Raw genomic sequence first — 22,832 nt, 5'->3', positions numbered from 1 at the left:
CATCGTTCGATAGCTCCTGTTAATCATTCGATGATGTCTCCGCGCAGAATATATTTGCACACCGCCACGGTGCTGATAAAACCTAGCATTGCGATCAACAGCGCTGACTCGAAATAGGTTTTGCTGTTCAGCCACAGCCCCAGCAGTACGATAAGCGCAATGGAGTTAACGTACATGGTGTCTAACGCGAGTACGCGATCAGGCAAGCTGGGCCCAATGGTCAGGCGGTAGAGGTTCATCAACAGCGCCATCACGACCAGAGCTAAGGTGACATAGAGTGCAGTGCTTAACATTCGTAGATCTCCTTGAGTGGGCGTTCATAGCGCTCGCGAATCTGGTTAATCAGCACTTCCTCATCGTCCACGTTTAAGGCGTGAATCAGCAGTGATTTACCATCCATGCGCAGATTGGCCGACACGGTGCCCGGTGTCAGGCTGATCGTGCTGGCGAGCAGCGTGATGGTGAACCGCTCCTCTAGCATTAGCGGGTATTCAATAAAATGGGGTTTAAGCTTGCGCCATGGGTTGGCGATTAGATAAGCCACTTCAAAGTTCGCGGTGATGATGTCGCCCAGCACACGGAAGATAAAACGCAGCAAGGCAAAGGGTTTGGCGATAAGAGACCGTGCATCCCAAAACCGATGGGTCAGTAGGGGAATCAAAATAGCTAATGAGCCGCCTAACACGAACTGACCAAACGCGTAGCTGCGTACTAACAACAACCACACAACAAGTAGCAGTATCGATAATACAGGCGTGGGTAGCCAGGAGCGCGGGGCGATCATTGGGCATCTCCAGTAGCATTGGGTAGTAGCGTGCGAATTAGCACCTGAGGGTTGGCTAATTGATCAGCGGTGGCTTGAGTGTAGCTGCTTACTGGCCCTGCCAGTGCAACCAACAGCGGTGCTGCACTAAGCAGCCAGATAACGCCAAACCACTGGCGCCGGGCTAACGGTGAACCACTAATGTTGCCACGGTGGCTACGCCAAAACAGCGTAGAGCCTGCGCGGGAAAGCGCAATCAGCGAGGCTAGGCTGGTCAACAGCAGTAACGGCCAAAGCCAGAGACGCTGCGTGCCTTCGGCAGCATTAAGCATTAATGCCTTGCCGATAGCGCCTGAAAACGGCGGAACGCCAGCGACGGCGATGGCGCCAACGAAAAATAGCATAGCGAGTCCAGCGCCCTGAACCATCGGACGACCCTTCACCAGGCGCGTCCCCGCTTTACCACGCTGCAGGCTGATCATTTCCGCTAACAGGAACAAACCACCGGTAACCAGCGTGGTGTGGATCAGGTAATAGAGCAGGGCCGAGACAGCCTGAGGTGAGCGCATGCCGATACCCGCCAGCAGCGTGCCTACGGATACCAACACCAAATAAGCTACCAGCAAGCGCAAATCTCGTGCGGCCATTACGCCGACACCAGCGGCCGCCAAGGTGGCAAGCGAGAGCCACCAAACCCAAGATTGCTCCAGTGCTTCCAGCCCGCCAGCGGTGTCACCAAACAGCAGTGAATAGACACGCAGAATAGCGTAGATACCTACCTTGGTCATTATGGCAAACAGCGCCGCCACTGGCGCAGGCGCGGATGCATAGGCTTTGGGTAGCCAGAAATAGAGAGGCAGGATGGCGGCTTTTAACCCAAACACCACCAGTAGCATTAATGCGCCGGCGGTGACTAAGCCTTCACGCTCTGTAGGCAGTTCAGCCACGCGGATCGCCATATCGGCCATATTGAGCGTGCCCGTGGCGCCGTACAGAATCCCCACTGCGATGAGAAACAGCGAAGAGCCTGCCAGATTAAGAACCACGTAGTGGACGCTGGCTTGAATGCGCGCTTTACCTCCACCGTGCAAAAGCAGAGCGTAAGAGGCTAATAGCAGTACTTCAAAAAAGACGAACAGGTTAAACAAATCACCGGTTAAAAAGGCGCCGTTGATGCCCAGCAGTTGCCACTGAAAAAGGCCATGAAAGTTACTGCCTTTTTCATCATCTCCCGCGCAGGCAAATACCACTGCGCCAACCGCTAAAACAGCAGTGACCAGCAGCATCAGTGCTGACAGGCGATCCAGTACTAGCACAATGCCGAACGGTGCTTGCCAATCGCCCAGGGCATAATAAGTCACCTGATCACTGGCGGCTTGGCGCAAAAGGCCGGTTGCAACCAGCAGTAATAACACGGTGGCGGCAACGCTGACGGCACGCTTATAGCGCACTAAGCCTTGCCGTTGGTAGAGCAGTAATATACCCGCCACTAGCGGTAAAACGACAGGAAAAACAATCAGGTGCTGCATCATTCTCGGTCTTCCTTTTTACCGTCGACGTGGTCGTTACCCACTTCACTGCGCGCCCGCATGGCTAGAATTACCACGAAGGCGGTCATCGCAAAGCCGATCACAATGGCCGTGAGCACTAGCGCCTGAGGGAGTGGGTCGGCATAGTTCGTTCCTTCGGACACAATGGCTGGCCCATCAGTGGTGAGACCCCCCATCGAAAACAGAAACAAGTTCACTGCGTAAGAGAGCAGCGTTAGGCCGACCACCACGGGAAAGGTGCGGCCTCGCAAGGTTAAGTAGAGACCGCAGGCGGTTAAGACACCGGTGGTCATTGCATAGAGCAGTTCCATTAGCGAGGCTCCTTAGCAGAAGAGGTTGCAGCAGCGGCATCGGTGTCTTTTCCCGAGGTTTCAGTCACCGGTCGGTGCGCCGTAGTGACTTTGCCAAGGTTGGCCAAAATCATCAGCGTGGCGCCTACCACGGCTAAGTACACGCCCAGATCAAAGAGCAGCGCGGTAGCCAGTTCAAAGGTGCCGATCAGCGGTAGGCTGAAGTAACCGAATGCGGAGGTTAGGAAGGGATGACCAAACAGCCAGCTACCCAACCCCGTTAGCGTGGCAACGGCGACCCCGATAACAGCTACCGGTTGGAAGGGGAAATCCAGACGCTCTTGCGCCCACGCCACGCCACGCGCCATATAGAGCAGGATGAGGGCGACGGCGGTAATAAGTCCGGCAATAAAACCACCGCCCGGCTGATTGTGGCCACGCAGGAAGATAAACGCAGAGACCAAGAGCGCCAACGGCAGCAGTGTCATTGAAATTGACGTTAGCACCGCCGGGTAGCGATCAGGTGACCATACCCGTCCCTCACCGTCACTGTGCGGCATAAACAGGCGTAAGCGGTTAAGCAGCTTAAAAATCGCCAGGCCCGCGATGGCCAATACGGTGATTTCCCCTAAGGTATCGAAACCCCGGAAGTCGACCAGAATGACGTTGACGACATTATAGCCGCCGCCGCCCGGCTTGCTGTTTTCCACAAAGAAACTGGAAATCGACAGCGTATCGCGCGTCATGACGGCGTAGTTAAGGCTGGCGATCACCAAGCCAAGCGTACCTGCGAGTAGCATATCGCGAACGTTGCGTAGTGGGCTGGATTCGCGCGGCGTTTTTTGTGGCAAGAAAAATAGCGCTAGCATCAGTAGAATCATGGTCACAACTTCCACAGAGAGCTGTGTCAGCGCTAGATCGGGTGCCGAGAAACGGGCAAAGGTCAGTGCAACGAACAGCCCTACTACCGATAGCATCAATAGCGAAATCAACCGGTAGCGATGGGTGGCGGCGGTCGCCACGCCACCAAACATCAGCATCACTGCGCCTAGAATAAGGATGCCGTCCAGCGGCTGATTTCCTGCTGCGCCGGTCAAATCGGTGATTTGCACGAGGCCAATACCACCCATCACCAGCGCCGCCAGCCATAGCCAACCCACATAACGTTGAAGCGAGTTGCCTTCCAGTGCCGCAATCAGTTGCTCCGAGCGGTAGCCAATCGAGATAAGAATGCGCTCAAAAACGCGCCGGGCGTCAATGCCCGCAAACTGTTGAGTAAATCGGCGCACATTGCCATGGCGCCAATAAAGCGCAATACCGACGACAAAGGCCAGCAAACTCATAATGAGCGGCAGATTAACGCCGTGCCAGATAGCCAGATGAAAATCGAGTGGGCTTCCAATCACCGCTTCGCTGGCAAGTTCTAATAACCCTGTCGCCATAAATGCCGGAAATAGGCCAACCACAACGCAAAGCACCACTAAGATTTCAACCGGTAGGCGCATCAAATGCGGCGGTTCATGGGGCGTTTTTGGCGGTTCTTCACGGGCAGGTTTGAAGAAGACTGCGTGAACTAAACGCAGCGAATAAGCGACCGAGAGGATGCCTCCAAGTGTCGCTAGCGCGGGTAATAGCCAGCTGACCCCACCCAAAACGGGCGTTGCTAGCGACTCGGTAAAGAACATCTCTTTTGATAAAAAGCCATTAAATAGCGGCACGCCCGCCATGGCAGCAGCCGCCAGCGTGGTCAAAAGCGCGGTAACAGGCATGGCTTTTTTCAGGCCACCCAGCTGCTTTAGCTCCCGAGTGCCGGTTTCATGATCGATAATGCCTGCGCTCATAAACAGGGCGGCTTTGAAAGTAGCGTGGTTGAGGATATGGAACAGCGCGGCCAAGATCGCCATGGGGCTGCCAATGCCTAACAACACCGTGATTAAACCTAAATGACTGACCGTGGAGAACGCTAAAATGCCCTTTAGGTCGGTTTTCATCAGAGCAAACCAAGCGCCGTACAGCATGGTGACGATGCCGACCAGGGAGACGACCACGCTCCACAGCTCGCTACCTGCGATGGCAGGGTGCAACCGAGCCATCAGGAAAATGCCCGCTTTCACCATCGTCGCCGAGTGGAGATACGCCGATACCGGCGTGGGTGCCGCCATTGCATGGGGTAACCAAAAATGGAAAGGAAACTGTGCGGATTTAGTAAAGGCCCCTAGCAGTACCAAGCCGAGCATGAGCGGGTAGCGCGGGTCGGCAAGAATAACGTCTCCGCTGGCTAATACATCGCCCATATTGAAACTGCCCGCCATATCGCCTAGCAGCAGTAAACCAGCCAGTAGTGCAAGACCACCCGCGCCGGTCACCGTTAGCGCCATACGTGCGCCTTTGCGCGCATCACTGCGGTAGGACCAGTAACCGATCAGTAAAAACGAAGAGAGACTGGTTAGCTCCCAGAATAGCCAAAGCAGAATCAGGTTATCCGACATTGAAATACCGACCATTGACGCCATAAAAAGCATCAGGAAGGCGTAGAATCGGCCAAAGGGTTCATCTTTTGCCAAGTAGTAGTGGGCATACAGAATAATCAGTAGGCCAATGCCCAGTATCAGCAAATTAAACAGCAGCGATAGGCCATCGAGGCGGAACGCTAAGTCCAGCGCCAACTCAGGCATCCATGTGACTGAAAAGCGTAGTTGCTCACCGTCTAGCAGGGCTGGCACGTTGAGTAGCGTCATTACTAAGGCGGTCGCTGGCAGCACTGCCGTCGCAAGTGAACAGAAGCTGCGACCACGCTGTGCGGTAAGTGCCGGCACCAGTACGCCTAGCAGAGGCAATAAGGCTATCCAAAGCAGTGTCATGGGAGATCATCCAGCGGCTAAAGTTAAAAAAATCAAAAGAGTACCAAACAGGGCTCTTTAGGAGCGTTCTGATGGCTTAGGATACATCAAGTGAAACAACAGGATATCACTTGTGTAGAAGGTGTGTAGTTTTAGTATAAAGTGTGCCGGTCAACCGTTGAGAGATTTTATGTTCCATGAGTGAACCCTTTAATACCTGGCAAGCCCGTTTTGAAAAGCTGCGCTCAAATAAATTGTTTGAGGCGGTCGTGATCGCCATTATCGTCATTTCTGCCCTGGTGATAGGGGCAAAAACCTATGAAGAAACTACTCAAGTTGAGCAGTGGTTGCTCTATCTCGACATCGCGGTCACCATATTTTTCCTGATTGAGATTTTAATCAGGATGGCCGCTGAACGCACGCTGCTGAGTTTCTTCAAGAAAGGTTGGAACGTCTTTGACTTCCTCATCGTGACCGCCAGCCTGATTCCCATGGATGACTCTGAAATGGTGCTGCTGGCCAGGCTACTGCGTATTTTCCGGGTGCTGCGCTTGGTGTCGATGATACCCGAGCTACAAATGCTGTTAAGCGCCTTGGTCAAGTCGGTTCCTCGGATGGGGTATGTCGTCCTATTGATGTTTATCATCTTCTACATATACGCCGCCATTGGGAGCTTCCTGTTCCACAATGTGGACGAGGGGCTATGGGGCAATATTTCTCTGGCCATGTTGACGCTGTTTCAAGTGGCGACCTTCGAGAGCTGGGCCACGGCGGTGCTTTACCCGGCCATGGAGGTTTATCCCTACGCCTGGATCTATTTTTTAACCTTCATCTTTTTGAATGCCTTTATTTTTCTCAATATGATGATCGGTATTGTGCTGGATGTGATGCAGAAAGAGAGCGCTCAAATGGCGCTAGACAACGGCGAAGGTGAAGAAGCCGAACTGCAGTCGCTGCGCAATGATGTTCGCGGGCTGAAAGCGCAGCTTGACCGTATGGAGTCAGCGCTCTCTCAAGCATACTCGACAGCCCCAACACACCAGAATGATGCGGGCGGTAAGCACAGCGATAAGCCCACCACTGACTGATTTTAGGAGAGCCGCCATGATGTTGTCTGACCCCGCCAAAAAGTACCGTCCCTTTGTGGCCGTTGATCTGCCTGACCGCCAGTGGCCGAGCCAGCGCATTGAAGCAGCGCCTGTTTGGTGCAGTGTGGATCTGCGCGACGGCAATCAATCGCTGATTGATCCGATGGATCAGGAGCGTAAGCAGCGTTTATTCGACATGCTGTTGAATGTTGGCTTTAAGCAGATTGAAGTCGGCTTTCCTTCGGCCTCACAAACCGATTTTGATTTTGTCCGCTCGCTGATTGAGCAGGATAAAATCCCTGAGGATGTGACCATTCAGGTGCTGACCCAGGCGCGCCCACACTTGATTGAGCGCACCTTTGAGGCACTTCAGGGCGCTAAAAACGCGATCGTCCACGTCTATAACGCCACTGACCCGATGTTTCGCCGGGTGGTGTTTAATGTCGATAAAGCCGAGTGTGTGCAAATCGCCGTAGAGGCTACCCAACAGATTCGCGCGCAGATGGAAGCCGCGCCGCAAACCAATTGGACGTTTCAGTACTCCCCAGAGCTCTTCACCACTACCGAGATGGATTTCGCCGTTGAGATCGTCGAAGCGGTCATGGAAGCCTATGGCACCAGTGGTGAAAAGCCGATGATCGTGAACCTGCCCGCCACGGTAGAAGTCGCTACGCCCAATAACTATGCCGACCAAATTGAGTGGTTCTGTCGCAACGTCAAAAATCGTGATCATCTGATTGTCAGCGTTCACCCCCACAACGACCGCGGTACCGGCGTGGCAGCAGCAGAATTGACGCTAATGGCGGGAGCTGACCGCGTTGAGGGCACGCTGTTTGGTAACGGCGAGCGTACCGGTAACGTCGATATCGTCACATTGGCGATGAACATGTACACCCAGGGCGTTCACCCTCAGCTCGATTTCTCCAATATCACCCCGATCATGCGCGAAGTGGAGTACTGCAACCAGTTGCCGGTGCATCCGCGCCACCCCTACGTGGGCGATTTGGTATTCACCGCGTTCTCTGGCTCTCATCAGGATGCGATCAAAAAAGGCATGGCGTATCGCCGCGCTAATCCAGATGCTGTGTGGGATGTGCCTTATTTACCTATCGATCCGCTCGACGTGGGCCGCAGCTACGAAGCCGTTATCCGGGTTAACAGCCAATCGGGTAAAGGCGGCGTTTCTTACCTGCTTGAGCAGGAGCACGGCATTGAGTTGCCGCGTCGCCTTTCGATTGAGTTCAGCCAAGTGGTGCAGGAAGTCGCTGAGCGCACCGGGCGCGAGATCACCTCGAAGATGATTTACCAAGCGTTCTCGGATGAGTATCTGGAGCAGCAAGCACCCTTTGGGCTGGTGAGTCACCGACTCTCTTCTGAACCTGACAGCCCCAAAGTGACGCTGGAAGCCGTCGTTGAGACTGATGGCAACCGCCAAACCCTCAGCGGTGAAGGCAATGGCCCGCTAGCCGCCTTTGTTAAAGCGCTGGCCGCCGCCGGGCACGATGTGGAAATCATCGACTATCACGAGCACTCCCGCGGCCAAGGCGCCGATGCTGAGGCAATCGCTTACGTGGAAGTACGTATCGATGGTAAAGCGGTGTTCGGCGTGGGCACTGACGAAAGTATTACTAGCGCTTCCATGAAAGGCGTCCTTAGCGCTATCAACCGCCACCATTCGACCCAACCCGCAGCGGCGAACGTGACAGCGGAGACATTAGGGTAATTAGGCAGTTACCCAGTTAGCGAGGCGAAAGCGATGCGGCCCTGGCAGATCATAGTGTTGACAGCGATAGTAATCGCAGGGCTTGCCTCCGCGGTGGCTTCCCACGAACCGTTTGAATCCAAACTGGTGCGATTGGAGGCGCAGCGGGCGCTGCCCACGCTAGAGGCGTCGCTTCAACAGGAAGCTCTAGAGATCAACGCGCTCTTTCTTCATTATGCCTCGGATCAGGCGTTATGGATGAGTGCTTCGTTGGCAATGTTGCGCCATGGCGATGTGGCCCGCGAAGTATTAAAAGAGTATGGCCTGTCACCTCAGTTCCAAGAGGTGTTAACACGCTTTGGCGCAGACGCCGTTTTGCCTATCAGCTACTTTCGTACTCACGATGTGGCCATGCTACGTGCACAGCACTGGGTCGGCGAGCGCTATCAACAAGTCAGTCGCTGGTGGAGTGATGAAGAGGTAGCTACGAATGAGGAATTAACCCCTTTCCGGCGCGGGCAGATGGGCATTACGCTACTTGAAGATAATGGTCACGCGCTGCTTAACCAATTTGTAGTGAGTGAACAAGGCGAAGTGGAGTGGCTGCAGAGTGAGCGAGTGGTCGCGGGCGTAGGCGATTTCTTTACTAGTGGCCTTCGCGATCTCGAAAGCCAGTGGCGGCAGGGCGACGCCATTGGTGCAGCCGATCTAGGCTGGGCTGGGGTAGATCTGCTGGTCATGGCCAGCACCGTTAAGGTGCTGCGGGCAGGCAGAGCCGCACGTGCTGCTCGTGTAGGTAGTATCGAAGCGCAGGGTGCTCGGACAGGGCTCCGCCAAGGGGTGCTGGCTACCAGCAGCCGTTTTGCGACGTTACCGCGCATGGCCAAGGTCGCCGCCGTGGCGGGCACCGCTTATGTGGTGGTTCGCCACCCAAGCTTAGTGAGCGCACTCGGTGCTAATCTCTCGACCTGGCTTGGCTGGCCGGTTTGGTTCGGTCAGTTTCTTATCTGGCTGATCGTACTATTGCCGATCCTGTTCATTGCTCGCTTTGTCTATCACTGGTTACTCACGCCACTATTGTGGCTGTTGGTACCAGTAATACGGGTGTGTTTTGGCGCAGCAAATAAACAGTTAGCCAAGCGTACCAAGTCTCAGAGCAGTGATCTGGGTTGAAGCAGAGTGAGAATGTAGCTGTTAACGCAAACGGGCGGCCTTAGAGGCCGCCCGTTTGTTATTTGCCCATGTGCTAGCTTTATTCTGGCAGGGCGTAAACCGTGATTTGATCACCTACCTGATTTTTCAGAATGGTATTGCCGCCGGAAATAAAGGCAACATATTCGCGACCGTCGTACTCGTAAACGGCTGGGTTGGAGACAGATGGGGCCTCGGTCTGATCTGACCAGAGCTCTTCGCCGGTTTCAAGGGAGTAAGCACGTACCTTGGCATCCATTGAGGCACCGATAAAGATAACGTTACCCGCGGTGACCGCTGGGCCACCAATGGTAGGAGAGCCCCAGCTTTCCGGCATGTAGAAACCATACTGCTGTGAAGCACCCAATGGGCGGCGCCATTTGATATCGCCAGTGGTCATGTCGAGCGCCACGAGCTCCCCAAACGGCGGTTCCCAGCAGGGCATGCCTAGCCTGTTAAGGGCAACCTCAAGGCGCATGCCGTAGGGCGCACCTTCCTGAGACGCAAAGCCACTCTCGTTGCCCGATGCTCGATTGGCTGACTCGTAAGCTTCACGGTCATAAAGCCTGATGTACTGCACGATATGCGACGTGTTGACCACCGCCGTCTGACTTTCAGGATCGAATGCTACGCCGCCCCATTGCACGCCACCTGCGCTGATGGGAAAGCCTAACGTACCTTCACCCTCGGTAGTGGGTGGGGTGTACATACCTTCATAGCGAAGTTCCTCCCACAGTGCTGAACACTCTCCGAAGCTAACCGCGTCGGCCAGGGCCCACACCTTGGGCTTTTCTGCCTGATCCATCAGCGGGGCAGGTTTAGTGGGGAAGGGCTGAGTGGGCGCATAGACTTCCCCCTCAACGGAGCCGTCACCACCCGGAACCGGCCGCTCTTCAATCGGCCAGACGTCTTCACCGGTTTCGCGATTGACCACAAACAGAAAGCCCATCTTGGTCGCCTGGATCAATGCCGGTATCTCTTCACCATCTACCGTAATGTCCATTAGCGTTGGCGCAGAATTAATATCGTAATCCCAGATGTCGTGATGAACCCACTGGCGCGACCAGACCACTTCGCCCGTTTCAATATCCAGGGCAGTGGTTGAGGTACCGAGGGGGACTTCTTCAGTACGGTTGCCGCCCCAATAGTTAGGCGAGGGTGAAGAAACCGGCAGATAGACCAGCCCGCGCTCTTCGTCTGCAGACATGTGTGTCCACACGTTGGCGGTACCGCTCTGCTCGCGCATCTGATCGCTCAGAGCCTGGAATGTCCATTCAAGCTCGCCAGTACGGGCATTGATTGAAAAGACGGTGCCGGGGGGCGCCTCTTCATAGGCCCAGTCCATGCCCGCCCAACCTAGAATCAGGCGATCTCCCACCACGGTAGGCGGCTGCAGCAGCGACAATGGCCACTTATCGTTGGTGTCGTTCCACTGATTGGCATTGAGAACACCGTTATCGGCAAACCCTTGGCACGGCTCGCCGCTGTCGGCATCGACCGCAAACAGTCGCGCATCCATGGTGCCCATGTAGATGATTTTCTGGCACGATTCGCCAGCCACCGGATTATCGGCCTCCCAGTAAGCCACGCCACGATTCTTTAAGGCGGGCTGGGTGAGTGCTTCAAGTGAGGACTGGGTATCGAAACTCCACTTCTCTTCGCCACTTGCTGGGTCAAGCGCGATAATTCGGTAGAACGGTGTGCCGATATAGAGCGTGTCGTTGGCAAATACTGGCGTTGCAGACCACACCGTCGCCGGTAAATCGCCTGAGCCATCGGCGACATCGCCGGTATGGAGTTCCCATACTTTCTCTAACTCGCCAACATTATCGGCATTGATTTGGTCAAGCGGGCTATATTTTTGCGCGTTGAGCTGGCCATGAAAGCTATCCCAAATGGGCTCGCCAGGCACCAGCGGGATGGGCGCAGTGTTGGTTGTCTCTGCCGGACTATTTTCCGGGCTATTTGCCAGCTCATCTGGCGAGTCTTGTGCCAGTAACGGCATGGGTGATAAACAAAGCGCCAGTGCTGTAGCGGTACCCCAGCCCAGCGTGATGGTATTAAAGTGAGGTCGTTTAGCAAATGAAGTTGGCATCGTCGGCTCCTCAGGCATGGGTAGGGCGGGTATGGTGTGATGGGCGAACCATATCAAGGATCAGGCCGATTAAGCCGACCACCATAGCAGCGCAGATCCACCATTGATGAAGTAGCATGCCAGCGAAAAAAGTGCCGGTGAGGCCCACCAAGATGAGTACTCTCAATGCAATAGAAGCGCCTCGCCCCTTGATGGCCGCGAGAAGGAGTGCCAACACCGCAAGGGCGAGGCAGGCCAAAATGGCCACCAGGGCGCCGAGTGTCCCGGTCACACCGGTTAGTGGAGTGGAATAGGCGTATACAGCGATGGCAAGCCCGGCGAGTGAGGCAATGAGAAGTACGATAGAACCCAGCCGGGTCGAGTGTAATAGCGACATGGCGTTATTTCCTCCTTGAAAACTTCATGATAGTAAGGCGAACGCCTCACAACAAAGTGATTAGCACTATAACGTTAGCAGAGAACGATACCTTTTCGACCTAACGGCACGAATGAGAAGCTTGACGTCCTCCCCCGCCTAAAGTCGGGGGATTCCAACTGCTTGAGGGCAACGTCCTGCCCCAAGACTTAGGATATTGCGGGCTGCATTCACATCCCGGTCATGCGAGGCACCACACTCGCTGCATATCCAGTCTCTTATTCCAAGACCTGCGATACCTTTCGGCCTTTCCTTGGGCAGTGCGCCACAATTCGAGCAGGTCTGGGTGGTGTAGGCTTCATTGACTTCTTTGAAGACGGTGCCTGCGTGGTCGCATTTGTATTCCAGCATCGTCTTCAATTGGTACCAGCCAGCGTCCAGCACTGACTTGGCCATCTTGGTTTTTGCCAGCTTTGAGGCGCTGACATTACCTACTACGATAGTGCCGTACTGGCTGATCAGGTTGCGGCTAAACTTGTGGTTGGCATCCTTGCGACGATTCTTGATCTTGGCGTGGATCGCTTTCACACGCCCCTTATTGCCCGCTCTTTGGGCGGCTGCCAGTTTGGCTTCCAAGTCGCGGTAGAAGCGCCCTGCCTCCAGCTTTTGGCCGTCGCTGCATGTCGCGGTATCTTTAAGGCCAAGATCAATGCCAACCTCACCCTGGGCCTGATTAGGCGGAATATCCACCTCAACCACGACATTAAAGTACCAACGGCCTCGGGCATCTTCATTGAAGCTGCCTGAACGGAATTTGTATTGGCTAAGGCCGTAGCTATCCCAGACCTTGAAGTAGGTGCCGTTGTGGAACACTTGACCACTCTTCCACTTAGCCGCGCCGGTATTCACTGGAATCCAGCCTAGTGAGCGACGAACACCGCCGGACTTGCGCCACGCCAACCGCGACCTCTTGAACTGTTTGCGGCGAGTCGTGTATTCACGGGCGACTTCCTGCAACGTTTGGCTGTGCAGTCCCAGGTCCGTGCCTGCACCTTTTGTGTAGGGGTGCATATCGTAGGCCGATAGAAACAGAGCGCGCTCACGAATCGCTCGTGAACTCAGTTCGTTGAGGTAGTTCCAGACAAAGTTCACGTTGCGCGCCATACGATTGAGTTGGGCGACGTGCTTGTCTTTGACTCGAACCTTCAAGGTCTTGGTCTGTTTCATGCTTTGGAGCATAATTGGTCTATGGACACTAAACAAGAAATTAGAACTGGTAGGCATTGCGTTTTCATGATTCATGCCCACTTGGTCTTTGTAACAAAATTCCGAGGCAGGATCTTTAATGCCGAACACCTCGACTCCCTCGAAGCTCTTTTTCGGCGGGTATGCGCTGACTTCGAAACAGAGCTGGTGGAATTTAATGGCGAGACGGATCACGTTCATCTGCTGGTGAACTACCCGCCAAAGGTGGCGCTATCCAAACTGGTGAACAGCCTGAAAGGCGTATCAAGCAGGCGTATGAAGCTATTGCACCCTGAGCTGGCGAAACCGGCATACCTGAAAAACGCCCTATGGAGCCCCAGTTACTTTGCAGGAAGTGTCGGTGGTGCGCCTATATCGGTAGTCCGTCAATACATTGAGGGACAAAACCGCCCCAACAAGTCGCCCTAGCGGGCGACGCGCTCTACATCCCCGCACTAGAAGTACGGGGTTTTCCGCGCAAATCTGATAAAACCGCCAGAAAATCCCACAACAGCTGTGCCATTTTCACCGCACGCTGGGGTCGCGATGCCGGTTAGAGGCGAGCAGTTCAGTTCGATCACCTCACTGCCCACCGTTACCAGCTTGGCAATCGTTATGCTGCGCATCGGAGGCATCGTGAGTTGACGAAAGCCAGGTGGTTAAAATGACGTCACAAAGGCGTTTTGCTCATTTTGCCAGGCACTTCGCGGACTAGCCGGGGCATAAGAAAGCCGGGTAGGTGTTCTAGTAACTCTTTTACCAGTGCTTGCGCCACTGCATCGGGTACATCAAAGTGGGCGGCGCCCTGAACTGGGTCGAGCACGTGCAGGTAGTAAGGCAGCACGCCTGCTTCAAATAGCCGTTCAGAGAGAGTTGCCAGCGTTGGCACGCTGTCGTTGACACCTTTTAGAAGAACGCTCTGGTTCAGCAGCGTCACGCCTGCTTGCTTGAGGCGGGTACAGGCATCTACCACGGCCTGATCAATTTCATTGGCGTGGTTGATATGCAGCACCACCACTTTTTGCAGGCGGCTTTTGCTTAACCAGCCGAGCAGTGCGTCATCAATCCGGTCAGGAATCACCACGGGCAAGCGGGTATGTATGCGTAGCCGTTTGAGGTGAGGGATGCTTTCAAGCTGTTCGGCCAGCCAGGCAAGCTGCCGGTCGCTTGCTGCTAGAGGGTCGCCGCCGGAAAGTATCGCCTCGTGAATGGAGGGGTCGGCACGCAAGTACTCCAGTGCTTCTTGCCACTGCGCCCGGGAAGGCGAGTTCTCGCTATACGGGAAGTGGCGGCGAAAACAGTAGCGGCAGTTGATTGCACAGGCTGGGCTTGCAATTAGTAGCACGCGGTTAGCGTATTTATGAATCAGTCCTTTAGCGGGCTGATGATCGGCTTCTTCCAGCGGGTCAGCGACGTAGCCTGGAGTCGTTGAGGCTTCTTTGCCCAAGGGCAGCACCTGAAGAAGCAGGGGGTCGCTCAAATCCGCAGGGGCTATTTTAGCCAGATAGGCTTCAGGCACACATACCTCAAACAGCTCATGACCTAGCTGAGCGCCTGCCAGCAGGTCGCTGTCTAGCCCGAGCCGTTCGCACAATACCTGCGGGTCGCGGATGGCCTGTGAGAGTTGCTGTTGCCAATTGGAACGGACCATCGTGTGGCACTGTTGTTGCGTTTCAGAGGCTGAAATAATGATGTTCTCCTGCAAAAAAGCCCTCCTTCGGGTTATCATGCGCGCACTTATTGAATGACGCTATCAACGACGAAGCAGGGCTTCGTGCATCACGTTACTGACATAAAACATTGAGAGGCATTATGGCGAACTATTCTACCAATGAATTCAAAGGCGGTTTGAAAGTAATGCTCGACGGCGATCCTTGTTCGATCGTCGAAAACGAGCTGGTCAAGCCTGGCAAGGGGCAGGCGTTTAACCGCGTTAAGCTGCGTAACTTGATGACGGGCCGTGTGGGTGAGAAGACTTTCAAATCTGGTGATTCGCTGGAAGGCGCTGATGTCATGGATTTGGAGATGGAGTACCTCTACACCGATGGTGATATGTGGCATTTCATGAAGACCGATGGCTCCTTTGAGCAGTACGCCGTGGAAAAGAAAGCCTTGGGTGATACTGCTAAATGGCTGAAAGAGCAGGTGCCCTATATCATTACGCTTTGGAATGATAAGGCCATTTCTGTGACGCCGCCCAACTTCATTGAGCTGGAAGTGGTTGAAACTGATCCAGGTTTGAAAGGCGATACGGCGCAAGGTGGCTCTAAGCCTGCTACGCTATCATCTGGCGCTGTAGTGCGCGTGCCGTTGTTTATCAATCAGGGCGAAGTGTTGAAAATTGATACGCGCAGCGGGGAATACGTCTCTCGCGCTTAATCACTTTTCGCGATGTTTTTCGGTTTGGTAATGATGATGGCCACGCTTTTTGCGTGGCCATTTTTTGCTAAAAATAGCTTGTCTATAGCTTATCTAAGGAGAAGTGATGGCCATTGATTGGCAACCCTCGGCGTCGATTGAAACGCTCCGCGAGCGTGCACGGTTAATGGCCAAAGTGCGGGCATTTTTTGACCAGCGTGACGTGCTGGAAGTGGAAACGCCGGTCTTGGGGCAGGGGGGGAGCACGGATGTGCATCTGGTATCGCTTCATGCCCTGGCTCGCACCGATAGAGGGCAGCGCCGTTTATGGCTGCAAACTTCGCCTGAATTCCATATGAAGCGGTTATTGGCGGCCGGTAGCGGACCGATATTTCAGCTCGCCAAAAGTTTTCGCGATGGTGAAGTCGGGGCTCGCCACAATATCGAGTTCACCATGCTGGAGTGGTATCGGCCGCAGTTTACGCTGGATAAACTAATTGATGAGACGGCTACCCTGGTCATGTCACTGCTACCCAGTTTCCCCGGTCCGGTCGTGCATTATCGCTATCGGGAGCTTTTCCATACCCACCTAGAGGTGGACCCCTTTACCACGTCGCTGGAAAAGTTGCGTTTGGTTGCCGCGGAGCGGGCGCAAATGTCTGCGCAATCCTTGGCCGGTGAAGATCGCGAGACCTGCCTTGACCTGCTTATGAGCGTAGTGATCGAGCCACAGTTAGGCCAGCATGAGCTAAGTGTTGTGGTTGATTATCCCGCTAGCCAGGCCGCTCTGGCGCAACGTCACCAGGATGTAGATGGTGAGTGGGTGGCTTCCCGCTTCGAGCTCTACCTGAAAGGTGTTGAGTTGGCCAATGGTTACCAAGAGTTGACCGATGCCTCGGAACAGAGAGTGCGGTTTACGGATGATAACGCTGAGCGCCGCCGCTTGGGCTTGCCGGAAGTGGATGTGGATGAGCGTCTGCTGGCCGCTCTAGAGCACGGCATGCCAACTGGTGCGGGTGTCGCGCTGGGGATTGATCGCCTCATTCAACTGGCGCTAGGCAAAGCACGCCTGGAAGACGTGCTCGCCTTTTCTACGCCTCGCTGCTAAACCATCGGCTCGCTAGTAGGGGGCGCATCGCTATCATGAGTCGGTTTATCAATGTGGCCCAGCGCTTGCCCCATGCTGACCATGACACCCGTAGGATAGTCATCAAAGACAACCGGTTTAGTGAAGCACATCACTACCGTGGAGCCGAGTTTGAAACGGCCCATTTCAGCGCCTTTTTCCAACGTGATAGGTTGCCCAAACTGCATGCGCTGAGGCTGGCCTGCAAGCGGTGTTACCTGGCCTGACCAGACGGTCTCGATGGCCGCTACAATCATTGCACCTACTAACACCATTGCCATGGGGCCGTGCTCGGTATCAAAGATGCACACTAGGCGTTCGTTACGGGCAAACAAGCCCGGCACATAGTTGGCGGTTGCCTGGTTGACCGAGAAGAGTCGTCCGGGTACGTAAATCATTTCTCTTAATGTACCGGTCACCGGCATATGCACGCGGTGGTAGTCTCGTGGAGAGAGGTAGACAGTGGCAAAGCTGCCGCCGAGAAACTCTTCCGCCAGGGCTGTGTCGCCGCCCAGCAGGGTCTGCGCAGAGTAGGTGTGGCCCTTGGCTTGCACCAGTTGGCCGGCCTGTAGGCGCCCGTATTGGGAGAGCGTGCCATCGGCAGGGCTCAATATTCCTTCGCCTAATGGGCGCGCATCGGCTTTTAACGCCCGGGTAAAAAAGTCATTGAACGTTGCATAGGCGCTAGGATCGGGTTCCAACGCTTGGCTCATGTCGACATTAAAGCGTTTGATAAAGGCCTTGATCAGGGTGCTTTTCACCCAAGGGTTGTCGCACTGGCCGAATTTGCCGGATAGACGCGAAAGAGCGTGCTGAGGCAGTGGGTACTGAAGTAGCGAAAAGGCTTTTTGGGAAAGAGTCACAGTAATATTTTCACTTCTCAATCGGGGTGTCGTCGCGGTTGCCCCATTCACCCCAGGACCCCGCGTAGCCACGCATATTAAAGCCTAGTGCCTTGCCCACCAGCCAGGTAAAGCTGCTGCGGTGGTGGCTCTGGCAGTGGGTAGCGATTTCCATATCGGGGGTCAGGCCCAGGGCGCCAAGTTCGGTGATCAGCTCGGCGTAATCGCGAATGCGCAGTGCGCGCTGTCGGTCCATGGCGTGGAGCCAGTCCATATTAACGGCACCGGGAATGTGCCCCAGGTGCTTGTTGTTACCTCGGACGCCATCGTACTCATCTTTGGAGCGCGCATCCCACACCGCGAAGTGTTTATCGCTGAGCTTCTCTTTGATCTCTTCAAACGTGATCAAGGCGTTAGGGTTGAGAATTTCAGCGTGATACTCACTTTGGGTGGGGGCGGTAGGCTCGGTGCTCTCTTCCATGCCTGCATCGCGCCAGGCGTGTATGCCGCCATTCAAATAGGAGTAACGCGTATGGCCGATGAGCTCTAATGACCACAAAAGACGTGCCGCCCAGCCACCGCCTTCGTCATCGTAGGCCACCACGTGGGTGTCGCGGGTTAGACCTAATGCGCTGAACAGACGTGAAAGCGCCTCAACGCTAGGAACGTCACTCGGTACCGGCCCTTCACCGCGCATTAAATAGCGAAAGTCGAGGAAGATGGCGCCGGGCACATGGCCCTGACGATAGCTGTCGCCATTGGCTGGCACATCAATGATCAGCAGCTGTGGGTCATCTAAATGCGCCTGCAGCTGTTCCGGTTCAATAATCAGCGGCAGAAGGTTAGCTTCCGACGATTGGCTTTCAATACTCATGGGTAACTCCTATCAACGTTAGCTATCCAAACTATCAAGAATCCGTCGATAGCTGGCAAAGCGTGCTGGATGAATCTTGCCTGCCTCGACCGCTGCGAGTAAAGCGCAACCGGGCTCATTACGGTGACGACAATCACGAAAACGGCAGTAACCAATATAGTCGTGAAACTCAATGAAACCGTCGGTGACTTCCTGCTCGTTGAGGTGCACCAAGCCAAACTCGCGAATACCCGGTGAGTCGATGACATCGCCATCGGCCACGTCAGCTCGGCTCATGGTATAGAGGCGTGCCGTGGTGGTGGTATGGGTGCCCTTGCGGGAGTCTTCCGAGAGCGCGCCAATACGCAGGTTTTCATCCGGTAGCAACAGGTCGATTAGCGAGGATTTGCCCACGCCGCTTTGACCCACGAATACGGAGGTGCGCCCTTCAAGCTGACTGCGCAGCTCATCCAGCCCGGTGTCTGTAGCAGTGGTGGTGCGCACGACGGGGTAGCCTAAATCGCGATAGCGTTCAAGCAGTTTACCGAGTTCGCCGCCATCTTCTGGTAGCAAGTCGGTTTTATTGAGCACCAGTACTGGCGCAATGCCGGTAGCTTCGGCGGCGACCAAATAGCGGTCAATAAGGTTGGCGTGAGGTGCAGGCTCTACCGCAAACACGATCAACAGCTGATCAATGTTGGCGGCCACCGGTTTGAGCAGGCCGCGAGCATCCGGGCGCTTTAACACGCTGTCGCGCTCTTCCCGAGCCACTACCACGCCAGAGCCTTCCTGCCCGGCACGCCATATCACGCGGTCGCCGGTGACCAAACCATCCAGGTTGGCGCGTAAATGACAGCGCACCGGTTCATTATCGCTATTGCGTACCTCTAGGGTACGACCAAAGTGAGCAACGACGCGGCCCGGCTGTTCAGCACCGTATTCGCCAGCGGCGAGTTTTTCAGCATCTTGCACATCACGCTTTTCCGCACGCTGGGCACGTTCCGCCTGGACTTTCTCGACTCGCCACTGCTGCTGACGACTTAATTTACGTTTGCTCATGACCACCTGATGATCGCTACAATAAACGTCATTGTACCTATCAACGATGGCATTGTACTTATCAAAGATGCCATCAAACAGCCAGGCGGTTCTATATGGGCTGCTTGATGTTGTCATTTAAGGCACACTGGCACGATATTAATGACCATTTAGGCAAAGGGATAACGGTAATGAGCAACGAAACAACGGATTCAGCGGCGCCACGCAATGATCTGCTGATATGGATTGATCTAGAGATGACCGGTTTAGATCCAAATAAAGAGCGCATCATTGAAGTAGCCACACTCATTACTGATGCCGATTTGAATGTGGTCGCGGAAGGGCCGGTCATTGCGGTGAAGCAGCCCGATAGCCTGCTGGCGCAGATGGACGATTGGAACCAGAAAACCCACGGCGAGTCGGGATTAGTCGCCCGGGTGAAAGCAAGCCAAATGGAAACAGCCGAAGCCGAGCAGCAAACCCTGGCATTTCTGCAGCAGTACGCAGTGGCCGGATCGTCACCCATGTGTGGCAACAGTATCCATCAGGACCGGCGTTTTCTTGAGCGTGAAATGCCTGCGCTGCTCAACTTTTTCCACTACCGCAATCTTGATGTGTCTACCATAAAAGAAGTGGCCAAACGCTGGAATCCAGGCGCCTTGGCGGGCTTCAGCAAACAGAATGTGCACCTGGCGATGGATGATATTAAAGAGTCGATTGCTGAGCTGGCTCACTACCGTAATACGTTTTTGCGCGTTGAACAGCGCAGCGACGAAGAAGAGTAAAGCGGTTAAGACATATCAGTGGCAATACGCCTGCCGCGCTTGAGGCGTTGTTCCTCAAGCGCCCAGGCGACGTGTTCACGCACCAGTTCGCTTGGGTAGGCTCGGCGCGCCCATAGCGCGGCTTCCGCGGCCTCGCTCCAAGGGGCGTTTCCTAGGCCTATGGCGATATTGCGCAGCCAGCGCTCGTAGCCAATGCGCCGAATAGGGCTGCCAGCGGTTTTATCCAGGAACTCCGCCTCGCCCCAAGCTAACAGGCTGATTAGCGTAGCGCGATCTAAATCATGGCGCGGCGCAAAGTCATCTTCCTGGGTCATGCGGGTAAAGCGGGTAAAAGGGCATACCAGTTGGCAATCGTCGCAGCCGTAAATACGGTTGCCCATGGCGCGGCGAAACTCAACCGGTATGGCGCCGTGTAGTTCGATAGTGAGATACGAAATGCACTTGCGTGAGTCGACCACCTTATCGTCAACAATAGCGCCGGTGGGACAGGCGGTGCGGCACGCGCTGCAGCTGCCGCAGTGCTCTTGCTCAAATGGCGCATCGATAGGTAGGGGAAGATCCGTATAGAGTTCGCCCAGGAAAAACAGCGAGCCCGCTTTGGGGTTAAGCAGCATGGCATTTTTGCCGAACCAGCCAAGCCCGGCTTTTTGGGCCAGTGCGCGCTCCATTACCGGTGCTGAGTCGACAAAAGCGCGGTAACCAAATTCGCCTACTTCTTGCTCAATCTTTTTTGCTAATTGGGCTAACCGTTTACGCATTAGCTTGTGATAATCGCGCCCTAGGGCGTAACGCGATACATAGGCGCGGTTGGGCTGGCCCAGTACCTTGGTGCTTTCCACTTCAGCGGGCAGATAATCCATGCGTACGCTGATAATGCGCTGAGTGCCGGGTTCAAGCTCTGCGGGGCGAGTGCGCTTGCTGCCATGCTTGGCCATAAAGCCCATCTCGCCGTGGTAGTCATTTTCCAGCCACGCGTCGAGATGGCTTTCATGGGCCGACAATTCAGTGTCAGTAATGCCGACTTGCTGAAAGCCCAGCTCTCGCCCCCAGGTTTTAATCAGGTCGGCAAGGCGAGCAAGTTTCTGGTCAGTCATTGCACTATCAGAACGTGCAAAGGCAGTGGAATTAGACATAGTCAATCAACAGCAAGGCATTAAGCGCGCTATGCTAACGCATCAGCAGCCATCAAAACATGTGAAAGGAGAGATCGTGACGATCCCGAATACTTCCATGCTACGCCCTCTATATAAAGCCGCCCAGGTGCGCGAGCTCGACCGGCGCACCATTGCCGGTGGTATCGATGGTTTTGCATTGATGCAGCGTGCCGCCTCAAGCGCTTGGCACAGCTTTCGTTCACGCTGGCCTCAGGTGCGCAGCTTAACCGTAATGTGTGGAAGTGGTAATAACGGGGGTGACGGTCATGTGCTGGCAGCGCTGGCCATGCAGTCTGGCCTCAAAGTGCAGCGAGTGACGCTGAAGCCTCTTGATGAGCTAAGCGGAGACGCAGCCCGCGCTGCACAATTGGCAACCTCCGCGGGCGTAGGTTGCGAAGAGTGGGAACCCAGCACTGTATTGACGGGGGAAGTCATTATTGATGCCTTGTTAGGCACCGGTTTGACGGGTGAGGTAGAGGGCCGGTTTCGGCTTGCCATCGAAATGATCAATGCTGCTCAGAGGCCGGTACTGGCAATTGATATTCCCTCGGGATTGGTTGCTGATACCGGTGCAGCGACAGGAGTTGCCGTTAAGGCTGCCTGCACGGTGACTTTTATCGGCGATAAGATCGGTTTGTATACTGGTGATGCACCCGCTTATACCGGTGAGATCGATTTTCGCCCGCTGGGTGTTAAAGCCCAGGCATATTTTGATATTCCAGCCACCGCTTGGCGGCTGGATGATTCGCTCTTAGCGGATGCCTTTGCTCCCCGGCTGCGCACGAGCCATAAAGGGGATATGGGACATATGCTGGTGATGGGCGGCGCTCCCGGCTTTGGCGGCGCGGCGCTACTGGCCAGCCAGGCCGCTGCGCGGATGGGGGCGGGTAAGGTGAGCTTGGCGACGGCCCCTGAGCATATCACCGCTAGTTTGGTACGCTGCCCGGAAGTAATGGCCCACAGCGTGCGCGGTGGCGCCGAAGCGGCTGAGCTAACTGCGATGGCCGACGTTGTCGTGGTAGGGCCGGGGCTTGGTCAGGCGGCCTGGGGGCAGGCTGTATTACAGAGTGCGCTTAAGTCAGACGCGCCGTTGGTAGTAGATGCTGATGGGCTGAATCTTTTAGCACGCCAGTGGCCAGATATTCGACGCGATAATTGGATATTAACCCCGCATCCCGGTGAAGCGGCACGGCTATTGGGCTGTTCCGTGGCGGAGGTTCAGGCCGACCGACCCGCCGCTGCCCAGGCCCTGCAGCGGGCACGTGGCGGCGTGGTGGTGTTGAAAGGCGCTGGTAGTTTGATTGCTGGCCCCACTGGTTTAGTGGTGTGCCCCTACGGAAACCCAGGCATGGCTAGCGGTGGCATGGGCGATGTGCTCAGTGGCATGCTAGGTGCATTGATGGCGCAGCGCGGAGATGTGGAGTTCAGTGCCTGGCTAGCCACGATGGTGCACGCGTTAGCGGCTGATCGAGCAGCACAACAAGAAGGCGAGCGTGGCCTGCTGGCGAGCGATCTGGCATCCTATGCGCGAAAATTGATTAATCCGTGAAGGCAGCC

21 protein-coding genes are annotated in these 22,832 nt (G+C 55.1%); 8 read left to right on the top strand and 13 right to left on the bottom strand.

Going from position 1 to position 22,832, the window contains the following annotated elements; all coding sequences use genetic code 11:
• Window positions 1-23: 23 nt before the first annotated feature.
• From HUO07_RS14305 to HUO07_RS14285, 5 genes are read right to left on the bottom strand one after another with little or no spacing between them, the layout of a single operon-like run.
• The gene (locus HUO07_RS14305; protein ID WP_176304154.1) at window positions 24-293 is read right to left on the bottom strand and encodes a K+/H+ antiporter subunit F; all 270 of its coding nucleotides are present in this window, start codon (window positions 291-293) and stop codon (window positions 24-26) included.
• On the bottom strand, window positions 287-784 hold the full coding sequence (locus HUO07_RS14300) for a Na+/H+ antiporter subunit E (protein ID WP_176304153.1): 498 nt from the start codon (window positions 782-784) through the stop codon (window positions 287-289). The genes HUO07_RS14305 and HUO07_RS14300 overlap by 7 nt, the downstream gene beginning before the upstream one ends.
• Window positions 781-2,295, bottom strand: coding sequence for a monovalent cation/H+ antiporter subunit D (locus tag HUO07_RS14295; RefSeq protein WP_176304152.1), 1,515 nt, complete (start codon window positions 2,293-2,295; stop codon window positions 781-783). The genes HUO07_RS14300 and HUO07_RS14295 overlap by 4 nt, the downstream gene beginning before the upstream one ends.
• Window positions 2,292-2,624 (bottom strand): Na+/H+ antiporter subunit C, encoded by a 333-nt coding sequence (locus tag HUO07_RS14290; RefSeq protein ID WP_008958597.1) that lies wholly within the window; start codon window positions 2,622-2,624, stop codon window positions 2,292-2,294. The genes HUO07_RS14295 and HUO07_RS14290 overlap by 4 nt, the downstream gene beginning before the upstream one ends.
• The gene (locus HUO07_RS14285; RefSeq protein WP_176304151.1) at window positions 2,624-5,464 is read right to left on the bottom strand and encodes a monovalent cation/H+ antiporter subunit A; all 2,841 of its coding nucleotides are present in this window, start codon (window positions 5,462-5,464) and stop codon (window positions 2,624-2,626) included. Before HUO07_RS14285 ends, HUO07_RS14290 begins: the two co-directional genes overlap by 1 nt.
• Before the next feature lie 176 nt (window positions 5,465-5,640).
• Between HUO07_RS14285 and HUO07_RS14280 the strand changes: the two genes are divergently transcribed.
• From HUO07_RS14280 to HUO07_RS14270, 3 genes are read left to right on the top strand one after another with little or no spacing between them, the layout of a single operon-like run.
• Window positions 5,641-6,531, top strand: coding sequence for an ion transporter (locus HUO07_RS14280; protein ID WP_176304150.1), 891 nt, complete (start codon window positions 5,641-5,643; stop codon window positions 6,529-6,531).
• A 16-nt stretch (window positions 6,532-6,547) separates the two neighbouring features.
• Entirely contained in the window at window positions 6,548-8,254 is a 1,707-nt protein-coding gene (gene leuA / locus HUO07_RS14275) for a 2-isopropylmalate synthase (RefSeq protein WP_176304149.1), read from the top strand.
• Window positions 8,255-8,287: 33 nt separating this feature from the next.
• Window positions 8,288-9,406 (top strand): hypothetical protein, encoded by a 1,119-nt coding sequence (locus HUO07_RS14270; protein ID WP_176304148.1) that lies wholly within the window; start codon window positions 8,288-8,290, stop codon window positions 9,404-9,406.
• A gap of 79 nt (window positions 9,407-9,485) precedes the next feature.
• Here HUO07_RS14270 and HUO07_RS14265 read toward each other — a convergent pair whose 3' ends face one another.
• The 3 genes from HUO07_RS14265 to HUO07_RS21750 all read right to left on the bottom strand — a co-directional run bounded on the left by HUO07_RS14265 (window position 9,486) and on the right by HUO07_RS21750 (window position 13,101).
• Window positions 9,486-11,519, bottom strand: coding sequence for a pyrroloquinoline quinone-dependent dehydrogenase (locus tag HUO07_RS14265; protein WP_176304147.1), 2,034 nt, complete (start codon window positions 11,517-11,519; stop codon window positions 9,486-9,488).
• A 10-nt stretch (window positions 11,520-11,529) separates the two neighbouring features.
• A complete protein-coding gene (locus HUO07_RS14260) occupies window positions 11,530-11,895 on the bottom strand; it encodes a hypothetical protein (protein ID WP_176304146.1) in 366 nt (121 codons plus the stop codon).
• 138 nt (window positions 11,896-12,033) lie between these two features.
• A complete protein-coding gene (locus HUO07_RS21750; protein ID WP_176304145.1) occupies window positions 12,034-13,101 on the bottom strand; it encodes an RNA-guided endonuclease InsQ/TnpB family protein in 1,068 nt (355 codons plus the stop codon).
• 21 nt (window positions 13,102-13,122) lie between these two features.
• On the opposite strand from HUO07_RS21750, the gene tnpA reads away from it, so the two are divergent.
• Entirely contained in the window at window positions 13,123-13,548 is a 426-nt protein-coding gene (gene tnpA, locus HUO07_RS14250) for an IS200/IS605 family transposase (protein WP_176304144.1), read from the top strand.
• A gap of 241 nt (window positions 13,549-13,789) precedes the next feature.
• Here tnpA and epmB read toward each other — a convergent pair whose 3' ends face one another.
• Complete coding sequence (gene epmB, locus HUO07_RS14245) at window positions 13,790-14,824, bottom strand: EF-P beta-lysylation protein EpmB (RefSeq protein ID WP_246286672.1); 1,035 nt, start codon at window positions 14,822-14,824, stop codon at window positions 13,790-13,792.
• A gap of 107 nt (window positions 14,825-14,931) precedes the next feature.
• On the opposite strand from epmB, the gene efp reads away from it, so the two are divergent.
• Together efp and epmA are read left to right on the top strand one after the other, a co-directional pair.
• Window positions 14,932-15,498, top strand: a complete 567-nt coding sequence (efp, locus tag HUO07_RS14240) for an elongation factor P (protein WP_176304143.1) — start codon at window positions 14,932-14,934, stop codon at window positions 15,496-15,498.
• A gap of 106 nt (window positions 15,499-15,604) precedes the next feature.
• A complete protein-coding gene (gene epmA, locus HUO07_RS14235; RefSeq protein WP_176304142.1) occupies window positions 15,605-16,585 on the top strand; it encodes an EF-P lysine aminoacylase EpmA in 981 nt (326 codons plus the stop codon).
• Here the strand turns inward: epmA and asd are convergent.
• From asd to rsgA, 3 genes are read right to left on the bottom strand one after another with little or no spacing between them, the layout of a single operon-like run.
• Window positions 16,582-17,466: an archaetidylserine decarboxylase gene (gene asd, locus HUO07_RS14230; RefSeq protein WP_176304141.1), complete on the bottom strand. Its 885-nt coding sequence runs from the start codon at window positions 17,464-17,466 to the stop codon at window positions 16,582-16,584. The genes epmA and asd overlap by 4 nt on opposite strands.
• Window positions 17,467-17,476: 10 nt before the next feature.
• A complete protein-coding gene (locus HUO07_RS14225) occupies window positions 17,477-18,319 on the bottom strand; it encodes a sulfurtransferase (RefSeq protein ID WP_176304140.1) in 843 nt (280 codons plus the stop codon).
• 18 nt (window positions 18,320-18,337) lie between these two features.
• Entirely contained in the window at window positions 18,338-19,357 is a 1,020-nt protein-coding gene (gene rsgA, locus HUO07_RS14220) for a small ribosomal subunit biogenesis GTPase RsgA (RefSeq protein ID WP_101146270.1), read from the bottom strand.
• A 170-nt stretch (window positions 19,358-19,527) separates the two neighbouring features.
• Here rsgA and orn point away from each other — a divergent pair, with 170 nt between their 5' ends.
• Window positions 19,528-20,121: an oligoribonuclease gene (gene orn, locus HUO07_RS14215; protein ID WP_176304139.1), complete on the top strand. Its 594-nt coding sequence runs from the start codon at window positions 19,528-19,530 to the stop codon at window positions 20,119-20,121.
• A 5-nt stretch (window positions 20,122-20,126) separates the two neighbouring features.
• Here orn and queG read toward each other — a convergent pair whose 3' ends face one another.
• Window positions 20,127-21,254 (bottom strand): tRNA epoxyqueuosine(34) reductase QueG, encoded by a 1,128-nt coding sequence (gene queG, locus HUO07_RS14210; RefSeq protein WP_422822698.1) that lies wholly within the window; start codon window positions 21,252-21,254, stop codon window positions 20,127-20,129.
• Between the two features lie 97 nt (window positions 21,255-21,351).
• Between queG and HUO07_RS14205 the strand changes: the two genes are divergently transcribed.
• Window positions 21,352-22,824: an NAD(P)H-hydrate dehydratase gene (locus HUO07_RS14205; protein ID WP_176304200.1), complete on the top strand. Its 1,473-nt coding sequence runs from the start codon at window positions 21,352-21,354 to the stop codon at window positions 22,822-22,824.
• Window positions 22,825-22,832: the final 8 nt, after the last annotated feature.

The sequence above is a fragment of the Vreelandella maris genome (genome assembly GCF_013371085.1).
Classification (GTDB): Bacteria; Pseudomonadota; Gammaproteobacteria; order Pseudomonadales; family Halomonadaceae; genus Vreelandella; species Vreelandella maris.
The sequence above is the reverse complement of the archived record's forward strand: the minus strand, read 5'-3'. Positions and strand labels throughout refer to the sequence as shown.